Source organism: Streptomyces sp. NBC_01485, assembly GCF_036227125.1.
Classification (GTDB): domain Bacteria; phylum Actinomycetota; class Actinomycetes; order Streptomycetales; family Streptomycetaceae; genus Streptomyces.
This window is the reverse complement of sequence record NZ_CP109435.1, coordinates 4,726,186-4,738,658: the sequence shown is the minus strand read 5'-3', so window position 1 is coordinate 4,738,658 and position 12,473 is coordinate 4,726,186. Positions and strand designations below refer to the sequence as shown.

Annotated in this window: 11 protein-coding genes and 1 pseudogene; 6 read left to right on the top strand and 6 right to left on the bottom strand. The window is 68.9% G+C overall.

Annotated elements, in window-relative coordinates:
* Nucleotides 1–326: 326 nt before the first annotated feature.
* Nucleotides 327–1,934 (top strand): globin domain-containing protein, encoded by a 1,608-nt coding sequence (locus OG352_RS21610; RefSeq protein ID WP_329219029.1) that lies wholly within the window; start codon nt 327–329, stop codon nt 1,932–1,934.
* A gap of 40 nt (nt 1,935–1,974) precedes the next feature.
* Here OG352_RS21610 and OG352_RS21605 read toward each other — a convergent pair whose 3' ends face one another.
* The 5 genes and pseudogenes from OG352_RS21605 to OG352_RS21585 form a co-directional block, all read right to left on the bottom strand.
* Entirely contained in the window at nt 1,975–2,457 is a 483-nt protein-coding gene (locus tag OG352_RS21605) for an NUDIX hydrolase (protein ID WP_329219027.1), read from the bottom strand.
* A gap of 90 nt (nt 2,458–2,547) precedes the next feature.
* Nucleotides 2,548–3,443: pseudogene (locus OG352_RS21600) on the bottom strand (LysR family transcriptional regulator).
* A gap of 228 nt (nt 3,444–3,671) precedes the next feature.
* Nucleotides 3,672–4,829 carry a cystathionine gamma-lyase gene (locus OG352_RS21595; RefSeq protein ID WP_329219026.1) on the bottom strand — a complete coding sequence of 386 codons (1,158 nt, stop codon included), beginning with the start codon at nt 4,827–4,829 and terminating at the stop codon, nt 3,672–3,674.
* Entirely contained in the window at nt 4,826–5,317 is a 492-nt protein-coding gene (locus OG352_RS21590) for a low molecular weight protein-tyrosine-phosphatase (protein ID WP_329223912.1), read from the bottom strand. The genes OG352_RS21595 and OG352_RS21590 overlap by 4 nt, the downstream gene beginning before the upstream one ends.
* 7 nt (nt 5,318–5,324) lie before the next feature.
* Nucleotides 5,325–5,702, bottom strand: a complete 378-nt coding sequence (locus OG352_RS21585; RefSeq protein WP_329219024.1) for a phage holin family protein — start codon at nt 5,700–5,702, stop codon at nt 5,325–5,327.
* A gap of 58 nt (nt 5,703–5,760) precedes the next feature.
* On the opposite strand from OG352_RS21585, the gene OG352_RS21580 reads away from it, so the two are divergent.
* The 4 genes from OG352_RS21580 to OG352_RS21565 all read left to right on the top strand — a co-directional run bounded on the left by OG352_RS21580 (nt 5,761) and on the right by OG352_RS21565 (nt 8,086).
* Nucleotides 5,761–6,078: a cupin domain-containing protein gene (locus tag OG352_RS21580; protein WP_107442990.1), complete on the top strand. Its 318-nt coding sequence runs from the start codon at nt 5,761–5,763 to the stop codon at nt 6,076–6,078.
* Between the two features lie 183 nt (nt 6,079–6,261).
* Nucleotides 6,262–6,474 (top strand): DUF5326 family protein, encoded by a 213-nt coding sequence (locus OG352_RS21575; protein WP_329219020.1) that lies wholly within the window; start codon nt 6,262–6,264, stop codon nt 6,472–6,474.
* Between the two features lie 207 nt (nt 6,475–6,681).
* Nucleotides 6,682–7,539, top strand: a complete 858-nt coding sequence (locus tag OG352_RS21570; protein ID WP_443072310.1) for an IclR family transcriptional regulator — start codon at nt 6,682–6,684, stop codon at nt 7,537–7,539.
* Nucleotides 7,540–7,639: 100 nt separating this feature from the next.
* Nucleotides 7,640–8,086, top strand: coding sequence for an SsgA family sporulation/cell division regulator (locus OG352_RS21565; RefSeq protein WP_329219018.1), 447 nt, complete (start codon nt 7,640–7,642; stop codon nt 8,084–8,086).
* A gap of 219 nt (nt 8,087–8,305) precedes the next feature.
* Here OG352_RS21565 and OG352_RS21560 read toward each other — a convergent pair whose 3' ends face one another.
* Complete coding sequence (locus OG352_RS21560; protein WP_329223911.1) at nt 8,306–10,075, bottom strand: YibE/F family protein; 1,770 nt, start codon at nt 10,073–10,075, stop codon at nt 8,306–8,308.
* Between the two features lie 496 nt (nt 10,076–10,571).
* Here OG352_RS21560 and thiC point away from each other — a divergent pair, with 496 nt between their 5' ends.
* A complete protein-coding gene (thiC, locus tag OG352_RS21555; protein WP_329219017.1) occupies nt 10,572–12,398 on the top strand; it encodes a phosphomethylpyrimidine synthase ThiC in 1,827 nt (608 codons plus the stop codon).
* Nucleotides 12,399–12,473 lie beyond the last annotated feature (75 nt).

Sequence of the window (12,473 nt, the reverse complement as noted above, 5' to 3'; positions counted from 1 at the left end):
CGGGTCGAGGTGCCCCAGACGCGGTGCACCCAGTCCGCGCGAGCCGAGAACAGGGCAATGCAGCCTAACGGGACGGAGAGATCGAAGACCCGCATTTCCGGTGATGTGACCGAGGCGCCCGCACGGGATGGGATGCTGCGGTGAGAGCGCTGCGGCCCATGTCGCGCTCTCTCCTTACTTGTTCGTGCGGGGCGGAAATACGGGTGGACCGCGGCTGTCTCGGCTGCGGAACCGAAGAGGAAAGCGAGCCGTCTGCGACCTAGCAGACACCTTCCGAGCCAGGAAGTGCGCAGACCGACCGAGAGATGTTCGAGGCGAGGCACACCATGGACGCTCCGACCACCAGGTCGGCCGACAACGGCAGGTCCGGCGGCGGGGACGGATGGTTCGCGTCGCGCACCCAGCCGGAACCGGGTGCGGGGGACGAGCAGGGGGCTTCAGGAGGCCGCCGTCTGGCCGCGCTACGCCCGGTGGGCCGGAACACTGCCGACTCCCACGGCAACGCACCCCAGGACGGCACGACGGACGCTGGGACCCGAATACAGCCGAGCTCGCCAGGCCCCGCCGCGACGGCTGCCCCCGCGAGCGCACAACCCCAGTCGCCTACCCAACTGCCGGCGCTCGTCGAGGCTCAGTACCCGGCCGAGGCAGACACCTCCGTGGAGCCTCGACCCGCCGGCCAGCAGGAGGCCCCCGCCCGACCCGAGGCGCCCGCCCAGCCGCAGGCGCCCGTGGAAGCGCATGCGCCCGCGCAGCAGCCCATTGCCTCGCCCGCCGAGCTCCTCGTGCCCGCCCAGAGGTCCGCGCCCGTCAAGGAAGCGTCGCCGGACGCCATCCTCATCCGGCGCACCATGGCCGAGGTGGCCCCGGTGGCCGACAAGGTCACGTCGTACTTCTACGCGATGCTCTTCGTCCGCCACCCCGACCTGCGCTCGCTCTTCCCGCCCGCGATGGACGCCCAACGGGACCGGCTCCTCAAAGCACTGCTCACCGCCGCCGAGCACATCGACAACACCCCGGTCCTCGTCGAGTACCTGCAGAACCTCGGCCGTGGCCACCGTAAGTACGGCACCCGTCCTGAGCACTATCCAGCCGTCGGCGAGTGCCTCATCGGGGCGCTGAGCAAGTACGCAGACTCCGAGTGGGACGCCGAGACGGAGGCGGCCTGGGTCCGGACCTACACCACGATCTCCCAGGTCATGATCGACGCGGCGGCTGTCGATGAACTGCGCGCACCGGCCTGGTGGTACGCGGAGGTCGTCTCGCGCGACCTCAGGACGCCGGACGTCGCGATCCTCACCGTCCGCCCCAACCAGCCCTACCCGTTCCTGGCCGGGCAGTACGCGAGCGTGGAGACGCCGTGGTGGCCGCGGATCTGGCGGCACTATTCGTTCGCCTCGGCGCCGCGCTCCGACGGTCTGCTGACGTTCCACGTGAAGGCTGTCCCCGCGGGCTGGGTGTCCAATGCCCTGGTGCACCGCGCCCGGCCGGGCGACGTCATCCGGCTCGGGCCGTCAGCCGGGTCGATGACCGTCGATCACACCAGGGACAGCGGACTGCTCTGCCTGGGCGGTGGCACAGGCATAGCCCCCATCAAGGCGCTGGTCGAGGACATCGCCGAGCACGGCGTCCGCCGTTCGGTGGAGGTGTTCTACGGCGCCCGCAGTGACCACGCCCTGTACGACCTCGACACGATGCTCGGACTCCAGCGGTCCCACCCCTGGCTGGAGGTCCGCCCGGTGGTCGACCGGGACGGTCTGCTCCAACTGCCCGAGGCGATACGTGCCTTCGGACCCTGGACCGGATACGACGCCTATGTCTCCGGTCCGCCCGGGATGATCCGCAGCGGGGTGGACGTCCTGCGGGGTGTGGGCATCCCCTCGGAGCGCATACGCCACGACTCGGTCGAGGAGCTCGTCGCCTCCGGGAGTTGACTCGCCGCCCCGTAGAACACTCCGGACCCGGACCGGGACGTCAGCCGAGGTCGGGAGCGTGCATGGCGCGAACGCCCTCGATGTTGCCGTCGAGGTAGTGCCGCAGCGACAGCGGTACGAGGTGGACGGAGGCGATCCCGACCCGGGTGAACGGCACGCGGACGATCTCGTACTCGCCGGCGGGCTCCTCGATCTCGGGGCCGTGCCGCAGGGCCGGGTCCATGGACTCCAGATGGCAGACGAAGAAGTGCTGCACTTTCACGCCGGTGGCGCCGCCGTCGTCGCCGATGTGTTCGACGGTGTCGACGAAGCAGGGCACCACGTCGGTGATCTTGGCGCCGAGCTCTTCGTGCACCTCACGGTGCAGGGCGTCCACGACGGTCGCGTCATCAGGCTCGACCCCGCCACCGGGCGTCACCCAGTAGGGATCCACGCCGGGCTTGGTGCGCTTGATCAGGATCAGGTTGTCGCCGTCCAGCAGAACGGCTCGTGCGGTGCGCTTGACCACGGGTCGGACGGTCATGGAAGAAATGTGGCCCGGCTGGTTCCACGTGAAACATCGCGAGACGTCATCGGGTGAGTTCATGCCGTGACATCGGCCCCGGAAATCGGGTCAGTACCAGTCGGCGGCTGCCCCCAACAACCAGTCGTGGGCTCGTGCGACATGCGGCATCGCCAGCGTTCCGGTGCGCACCACCAGAACGTACGTCCGCAGCGGCGGCACGGAGGACTCGTACAGTGCGACGACCTCTCCGCGCTCGAGAGCGGCCGCGCACAGATAGCGGGGCAGGACGGCCAGACCGGCGCCCGCGAAGGCGAGCACCGCGCGCAGGTCGGGGACGATGACGGTGCCCGAGGCGGCGGGACGGGAGTCGAAGACCGAGGCCCAGTAGCGGGAGACCAGGGGCAGAGACTCGTGGACCTCGACGACAGGGAGGTTCTCCAGCGCGGACACCCCCTTGCGGCACACCTCCCCAGCGTCGATCCGCTCGTCCCACTGCGGGGCGGCGACCAGGACGTGCTCCTCGTCGCGAAGCGGAGCGGCCGTGAGCAGCGCTCCGCGCGGCCGAGCCGTACTGATGGCCAGGTCGTGGTGTCCGGCGGCCAGACCCTCCAGGACCTCCTCGGCGTTTCCGAAGGAGGCGCGCAGAAACCCTGTCCGTCGTCGCCGGACAGTTCGGTGAGGGCGGGAAGAGCCCGCTCGGCGATGAACTCGGGAGGACCGGCGAGGTGCAGCGTCCGCACGGCGGATTCGTCGTCGAGGCCGGTCTCGGCGATCTCCACCAGGGCGTCGAGATGAGGGGCGGCCTTGTGGGCGAGCTCGTCCCCGATGCTCGTCGGCGTGACGCCGCGGGCCTGGCGCAGGAACAGGGGACGGCCCAGTTGCCGTTCCAGCGTACGGATCTGGCAGGCGACGGTCGGCTGGGACAGGCCCAGCAGCGCGGCGGCGCGGGTGAAGGAGCCGGCCCGGTGCACGGTCACAAAGGTGCGCAGCAAGGCCAGATCCATGGAGCGTCCTCCCTCTTCCCTGCCTTTCCTCCGGCTCCGAGCAGGGCCCAACCATAAATAAGTCGATAGGTCTCTGTCGCTGCAGTGATTGGACACTGACACAGAGTCAACTAGCCTTGTGCGCGCGGTTCTTCGCGCGCAGAACCGAGGACGGTCCGAGCCACGAGGGGGAGGCTCGGACCGTCCGTTGTATGTACCGGGACCTCGTCAGAGGTGTGCGTAAGCCGGTCACCGCGCCGACTCCTCCAACGCACGCAGCACATCCGTCACCAGGTCCTTGGGATCCTCGGCACCGACGGACAGCCGGATGAAGCCCTCCGGCACGGCATCCCCACCCCAGCGCCCGCGCCGCTCCGCGGTGGAGCGCACTCCGCCGAAGCTCGTCGCGTCGTCCACAAGGCGCAGTGCCTCGAGGAAACGCTCGGCACGCGCGCGCGTGGGCAACGTGAAGGAGACGACGCACCCATAGCGCCGCATCTGCTGCGAGGCGACCTTGTGGGAGGGGTCGTCGGGCAGCCCCGGGTAGCGCAGCCCGCTCACTTCGGGCCTCCCCCGCAGCGCCTCGGCCACGGCCAGGGCGCTGGCGTTCTGCCGGTCGACGCGCAACTGCAGGGTGGCGATCGACCGGTGCGCGAGCCAGGCCTCCATCGGGCCGGGGACGGCCCCGACGATCTTCCGCCAGCGCCGTACGGCCGTCATCGGTTCGCCGGCGCGCCCGGTCACGTAGCCGAGGAGGACGTCACCGTGGCCCGTGAGCTGCTTGGTGCCGCTGGCCACCGAGAAGTCGGCGCCGAGCTCCAGCGGACGCTGCCCGAGCGGGGTGGCGAGCGTGTTGTCGACGGCCACGAGCGCGCCACGCGCGTGTGCCGCCCCGACGAGCCGCCGGATGTCGCACACGTCGAGCCCGGGGTTGGACGGGGACTCGATCCACAACAGCTTCGCACCGTCGAGGACGCCGAGCTGGGCGTCGCCGGCGGTCGGCGCGGTGCGCACCTCGATGCCGTACGCCTCCAACTGCGCACGCACCAGGGGGAGCGCCTGGTAGCCGTCGTCGGGCAGCACGACGGTGTCCCCGGCCCGCAGTTGGGAGAAGAGGACCGACGAGATCGCGGCCATGCCGGAGGCGAAGACGAGCGTCTCGACGCCGTCCCTCCCCGGAGCCTCGAGCTCGCCGATGGCGCGCTCCAGATGGGTCCAGGTCGGGTTCTCGTCACGGCCGTAGGTGTACGGGCCCGTGGGCTCGCCGGGCAGGTGGAAGTGCGCTGCGAACACCGGGCCGGGGAGGGTCGGCTCGTACTTCACCGGCTCGGGCAGCCCGGCCCGCACCGCGCGCGTGCCCTCGCCCGAGCCTCGGGGAAGTCCTCCGTTCGTAGCGGAATCTTTCATGCAATGTGTCCTTCCACGTCGTCACGTACGGCGGCGAGCAGACCGGCGCTCGCCTCCTCCACCATCTCAAGGCACTCCTCGAAGCCGTCCCGGCCCCCGTAGTAGGGGTCGGGGACGTCCAGGTCTTCGGGGGCCACGGGGTCGAAAGAGCGCAGCAGCCGGACCTTCGCCGCGTCCTCCTCCGTGGGAGCGAGGAGGCGCAGGGCCTTGAGATGGCTGGAGTCCAGGGCGATCACCAGGTCGAGGCGGGCGAACCAGGACGGCTCGAAGCGCCGGGCCGTGTGGTCGAGGGCGTATCCGTGCCGCTCCAGGACGGAGAGGGTGCGCGGATCGGCGTTCTCGCCCTCGTGCCAGTCGCCCGTGCCGGCACTGTCGACCTCGACCAGCCCGTCCAGGCCGGCGTCAGCCACACGCGCGCGGAAGACCGACTCGGCCATCGGCGAGCGGCAGATGTTGCCGGTGCAGACGAAGCAGACGCGGTAGGACATCTCGGACTCAGTCCCCATCGGGCAGGACGACGTTGAGCGCCCAGGAGACGACGGAGATGATCAGGCCGCCCAGGACCGCGGTCCAGAAACCCTCCACGTGGAAGCTGAGATCGAACTTGTCGGCCAGCCACGAGGTCAGCAGCAGCATCAAGGCATTGACCACCAGGGTGATCAGACCGAGCGTGAGGATGAACAGGGGAAAGGTCAGCACCTTCACGACCGGCTTCACCATGAAGTTCACCAGGCCGAAGAGCAGTGCGACGACTATGAGGGTGCCGATCTTCTTGCCCGTGCTGTCACCGGTCAGAGTGATCTTGTCGAGCAGCCAGACGGCGACCGCCAGGGCGCCTGCGTTGGCGATCGTCTTGACTACGAAATTCTTCATGTGTCTGATCGTGGCAGAGAGATCGCAAACGAGCACCGGACGAGGGCGGACAAGGTCGATGAAGGCATTCCGGTTGGATGAGCTGGAGGCGGAGCGAGCCGCCAACGACGGCGCCTACCTGCAGTTCCTGCGGGAGCGGAACATGTCCGTCGGGCTGTACGCGCTCGACGCGGGCACGCATGATCCACAGAACCCGCACAACCAGGACGAGGTGTACTTCGTCGTGAGCGGGCGCGCCTCGATCACCGTCGGACTGGAGACCACGCAGGTGGCGCGTGGCAGCGTGGTCTACGTCCCGGCCGGGGTCGCCCACAAGTTCCACCACATCAGCGAGGATCTCCGGGTCCTGGTGGTGTTCTCGCCGCCCGAGGGCTGAGCGTCTCCGCCTCGCAGCCGATCCCTGGTCTCGGGGTTCCCTAGGGGATCGGTCAGGGGAGGACAAGGGGTGCGAGGCCCCCGCCGGCACCCTCTTCGGACCTAGCATCGACGGCAGGACATCGAAAGGCTCCGGCCCGACAGGGGTGCCGGACCTCGACCGAAGAGGATGAGGGCAAGGGCGATGCGAGAGATCTTCACGGGACTGCCATGGTGGGTGAAGTGGGTCGCGGTGCCGGTCATCGCATTGGTCGTGTTCGGCGGGCTGATAACCAGCGTCGTCGGGTTCGTGATCGGCCTGCTCTTCAAGCTGCTGGTCTTCGTGGCGCTGGTCGGCGGACTGATCTACGTCGTACGGAAGTTCATGTCGAGTTCGTCGTCGCGCAGCGACTGGTGAGCCGTCCGGGAAGCCGGTGATCTGTAACAGGAATCACCGGTTCCCTCGGCCGGGGGAAGTTTCCCTGACAGCCCGTCTGCAAGCGGTGGCGGACGGTTAAAGTCCGGAATTCGACGCGGGGAAGAACCCCGCGAGCGGCGTACACCCCCCTCCCGTGTTCCCCCGCACGGACCGCCCCCTCGCGCTTCGGGAGTGACCCCCTTGGCCATGGTTGACACCGCATCCGCGCAGCCGTACGCACCCCCTACCCGGTCGCGCTCCTCCGCACCCCCGCTCCAACGCCCGCCGGGCACCGCCGTCCCCGAGCATCCGCACCCCGCGGCCACCCTGATCGGCTCCGTCCAGCGCGCGATGCGCCTGCTGGAATCCGTCGCCGAGCACGAGTACGGGGCTCCGGCCAAACAACTCGCCCGCGAGACCGGCCTCGCGCTGCCCACGGCCTACCACCTGCTGCGCACCCTCGTGCACGAGGGCTATCTGCGACGGGACAAGGGGCTGTTCTTCCTCGGCGAGGCGGCCGAGCGGCTCGGCAGCAGCGGGGCGGCGCAGAAACGTCGCAGCACGGTCGCCGACACCCTTGCCCAGTGGCGCGATTCGATCGGTGTCCCCGTGTACTACGCCCAGTACCGCGACGGCGAGATCGAGATCATGTGCGTCTCCGACACCCCGGGCAACCCGGCGGTGGAGGAATGGGCCGACTTCCGCGAGACCGGACACGCGCACGCCATCGGCCAGTGCCTGCTCTCCCAACTGGACGAGGACGCCCGCCGTGATCACCTGGACCGCTATCCGGCGCAGTCGGTCACCCCGTACACCGTGCGTGACAACCACACTCTGCTACGGCGCCTGGAGCGGATGCGGCGCATGGAACCGGTCGTCGAACGGCAGGAGTACGCGCTGGGCACGGTGTGCGCCGCGATCCCGATCACCGTGGGCACCACGGCGGCGACGATGGCGATCTCCCTCCCCTCCCATCACGCCGACCGACTGCTCCCGGCGGCCCGGCAACTGCAGAAGGAGGTCGGACGGCTGCTGGGCTCGCTCGCGATCTCTATCAGTATCTGAAAACTCACTCCTTGTGATCTGCCGTGTACGTTCAGCAAGATGCCTCCAGTGTCAGAAGGTTGATTCTCGGCCAGTCGACAGCAAGTGACGGGGTAAGGCGATGCGCGAGTCCGTACAGGCAGTACAGGCAGAGGTCATGATGAGCTTCCTCGTGTCCGAGGAGCTCTCGTTCCGCATCCCGGTGGAGCTGGGCTACGAGTCGTGCGATCCGTATGCCGTGCGGCTCACCTTCCATCTGCCCGGTGACGCCCCGGTGACCTGGGCCTTCGGGCGCGAGCTGCTCATCGACGGGGTGGGCAGGGCATGTGGCGAAGGGGACGTCCGTGTCTCGCCCGTCGATCCCGATGTGCTGGGAGAGGTTCTGATCCGGCTTCAGGTCGGTGGTGACCAGGCTCTGTTCCGCTCCTCGGCGGGTCCGCTCGTGGCCTTCCTCGACCGCACCGACAAGCTGGTCCCGCTGGGCCAGGAGGGTGCGCTCGCCGACTTCGACGCGCATCTGGACGAGGCCTTGGACCGGATCCTGGCGGAGGAGCAGAGCGCGGGCTGACGTGTCGGCAGCGCAGGGTGACGGAACGCTGTCGTCACGGGTGGGGCTGTGCAGGAACGCTTCTTCTGGGGTGGTGCGGGCGCTCGGGCAGGGCCTTCTCCGGGCTCCTCAGGTTTCGGGCGTCTCGCGCGTCCTGTGCTTCTCAGCTCCTCCCCCGAGGGGAGAGTGGGGCGGGCGTCCGAGCCGGCCGGTGCTTCCGGCTCTCGGGCGCCTCTCGCCTCAGCGCTTGCGTCGCCTGCCCCGGCCGCCCCGGCCCTGGGCAGGACCCGCGGCCGTCGTTCCTGCCGGGGACGGCGGAGTCGTCTCCGTGACAACCGCGGGGGCCGTTCCGCGGCTCGGTCGGTCGGCGGCGACCACGAGGGCGGCCAGGGCCGTCGTGACGGGCACGGAGGCGACCAGGCCGATCGAGCCCACCAGCGTGCGCACGATCTCCTCGGCGACCAACTCACTGTTGGCGACGGTGCCCACACTGCTCTGCGCGATCGAGAAGAGCAGCAGCAGCGGCAGCGCGGCACCGGCGTAGGCGAGGACGAGTGTGTTCACCACGGACGCGATGTGGTCGCGGCCGATGCGGATGCCCGCCCGGTACAGCCCGCGCCAGCCCATCGACGGGTTGGCCTCGTGCAGCTCCCAGACCGCCGACGTCTGGGTGACCGTCACGTCGTCGAGGACACCGAGCGAGCCGATGATGATGCCTGCGAGCAGTAGACCGCTCATGTCGATCGAGGGGTACAGCCCGTGGATCAGGCCGGTGCTGTCGTCCGTGTTGCCGGTCAGCGCGGCCCAGTCGATGAACAGCGAACCGAGGACGCCGATCAGCAGCAGTGAGATGAGCGTGCCGAGCACCGCGACGGAGGTGCGGGCCGAGAGCCCGTGACACAGATAGAGCGCGATCAGCATGATGGCGCTCGACCCCACCACCGCCACGACCAACGGGTTCGACCCCTGCAGGATCGCGGGGAGGACGAAGAAGTTCAGCAGCAGGAAGCTGATGGCCAGCGCGACCAGCGCCATGACGCCCCGAAGCCGCCCGACGACCACGACGGCGACCGCGAAGATGAGGGCGAGCACCGTCATGGGTACACGGCGGTTCACGTCGGTGACCGAGTACTGCAGGTCCTTCGGCGCGGAGGGCTCGTAGGCGACCACGACCTTCTCGCCCTGTTCCAACTGCCGTGACTGGTCCGGCTGGACGATCTCGGTGAACGTCCGGCCCTTGTCCTTGCCGGTGTCCACGCGGATCGTGGCCTTCTTGCAGGTACCGCTCGCCTGCTGTTGCGCGGAGGAGCCCTCGGCCGTGGAGGTGTCGCCCGTCGGGGTCTCGCTCGAGGCGTTCACCGACGCACAGCTCACGCTCACGACCTTGGTGACCGTGGCCTGCTGGGTCTGCCGGTCGAAGCCGACGCCGGTGCGCTCGTGCGCCGGTGCGCCGTCGGGCCACAGCACCACGAGCCCGACCACCACAGCCGCGGCGAACGGGATGAGGATGGCCGCGATGACCTTGCGCAGGTGCTGGGAGACGGGGGCCGCCGGGCCATGACTGTGGCTGTGCGAATGCCCGTGCCCACCATCGGAACCGGGGCCTTTCCCACTTCCGGAATCCGGTCCGTGACCGTCGCCGGAACCCGTTCCGTGACCGTGCCCGGCGCCGGGACCGTGACCATGCCCGTCGCCGGTGCCATGCTCGTGGCCTTCGCCGTGAGGGCGGTTGCCAGGGCCGGTGCGGGGGCCGTTCCGAGAGTCGCCACGATGACCACCGTCGGGGCGTTGTCCATGACCGTGTTCGCCGCGGTCAAGGCCGTATTCGGCGCCAGGTCCAGGTCCAGCACCGTGTCCAGGTCCAGGTCCAGGTCCAGGTCCAGGTCCCTGTCCGGGGCCGAGACCGGGTTGGTACCCGTTCCCGGTCCCGTTTCCGCGTCCTTGTCCGGGGTCTCCGCCAGGGCCCGGCCCCTGGCCGCTGGGCACCCCACGGCGTCGTAGCCCGCCCAGTCCGCCGGCGTATCCCGGCCTGTGATCGGGGCTCTGGCCGTGATCACGTCCGTGATCGTGACCGCTGCTGAAATCGCGGCCGTTTCCGGGCTCGCCGTGGCCGCCGGAACCCCCTCCGGAGCCGCCACCAGGGCTGCCTCCGGAACCCGCTCCGGGGCCGGTGCCATTGCCGGGGCCGTTTCCGGAGCCCGGCCGGCGGGGCGGCTCGGGGGGCGGGTACGGGGGTTGGTGTGTCGTGGTCACCGACCGATCATCGCAAGAACGACAGGGGCCCTCTGTTCACCGCGCCCGAATTGACGCTAGCGTGGAGGCACCTTTGCACACGCGGGAGCTCGGAGCACCGGGCTGAGAGGGCGCTGACCTCCGTCTTCGCGATGTTTCACGTGGAACGTCTCTCGAATCGAGTGATGTTTCACATGAAACGTCGGCAGGCGGTAGCCGCTGCGTCGACCGCCGAACCTGTTACCGGGTAATGCCGGCGTAGGGAGTAGGTCTCATGACCAACAAGGACGTACGCACGCCTGCCTTCACGCAGAACGCGACCAGCGAAAACGCGGTCGACGGGAGCGGTTCGGAGGCTGGGAAGTCCATCGGCTGGCACAAGGGGTATGTCGAGGGCGCTCGCCCCGATCTACGGGTGCCAGTTCGTCAGGTGCACCTCACCAACGGGCAGTCGGTCACGCTGTACGACACCTCAGGCCCGTACACCGATCCACTCGTCGACACCGACGTCCGCAGGGGGCTGTCGCCGCTGCGCGAGAACTGGATCATCGCTCGCGGGGACACCGAGGAGTACGCGGGCCGTCCTGTCCGTCCTGAGGACGACGGCCTCAAGCACACCTCGCCGCGCGGTGGTCTGCGCAACCTGGACGCGGTCTTCCCGGGGCGGCCGCGTCTGCCGCGTCGCAGCAGGGACGGCGTGGCGGTCACCCAGCTCGCGTATGCGCGCCGGGGGGAGATCACGCCCGAGATGGAGTTCGTGGCCATCCGAGAGAACGTTTCTCCAGAGGTGGTGCGTGAGGAGATCGCGGCGGGCCGTGCGGTGTTGCCGGTCAACGTCAACCACCCGGAGATCGAGCCGATGATCATCGGCAAACGGTTCCTGGTGAAGGTCAACGCCAACATCGGCAACTCGGCGGTGACGTCCTCCATCGAGGAGGAGGTCGAGAAGATGACCTGGGCGACGCGCTGGGGCGCCGACACGGTCATGGACCTGTCCACCGGCCGCAACATCCACACCACCCGGGAGTGGGTGCTGCGCAACTCCCCCGTCCCCATCGGCACGGTTCCGCTCTACCAGGCGTTGGAGAAGGTGGACGGCCGCGCTGAGGAGCTCACCTGGGAGATCTACAAGGACACGGTCATCGAGCAGGCCGAGCAGGGCGTGGACTACATGACGGTCCACGCCGGTGTCCGCCTCGCGTACGTTCCGCTCACGGCCAACCGCAAGACCGGCATCGTCTCGCGTGGCGGCTCGATCATGGCCGCCTGGTGCCTCGCGCACCACAAGGAGTCGTTCCTCTACGAGAACTTCGAGGAACTCTGCGAGATCCTCGCCGCCTACGACGTCACGTACTCGCTGGGCGACGGGCTGCGGCCGGGGTCCATCGCGGACGCCAACGACGAGGCGCAGTTCGCGGAGTTGAGGACGCTCGGGGAACTCAACCGGATCGCGAAGCGTTTCCATGTACAGACGATGATCGAGGGCCCGGGACATGTCCCGATGCACAAGATCAAGGAGAACATCGACCTTCAGCAGGAGATCTGTGATGAAGCTCCGTTCTATACGCTCGGCCCGCTGACGACGGACGTCGCGCCGGCGTACGACCACATCACTTCCGGCATCGGTGCCGCGATGATCGCCTGGTGGGGCACGGCCATGCTCTGCTATGTCACGCCCAAGGAACACCTGGGCCTGCCCAACCGTGACGACGTCAAGACCGGCGTCATCACCTACAAGATCGCCGCCCACGCAGCCGACCTCGCCAAGGGGCACCCCGGTGCGCAGGAATGGGATGACGCGCTGTCCGACGCCCGCTTCGAGTTCCGCTGGGAGGATCAGTTCAACCTGGCCCTCGACCCGGACACGGCACGGGAGTTCCACGACGAGACCCTCCCGGCGGAGCCGGCGAAGACAGCGCACTTCTGCTCGATGTGCGGGCCGAAGTTCTGCTCGATGAAGATCAGCCAGACCATCAACGAGAGGTTCGGCGGCGGGGTGGCTGCCGGCGCCTCGGCGGAGGAGATCGCCGAGGGGATGCTGGAGAAATCGAAGGAGTTCGCGGCGAGCGGGAACCGGGTGTACCTGCCGCTGGCTGACTGACCGACGTGCCTGAGCAGCCCTGGGCAGCAGGTGCAGGGCGGGCGTTGTGCAAGGGCTGCCCAGGCGTACGGCTTG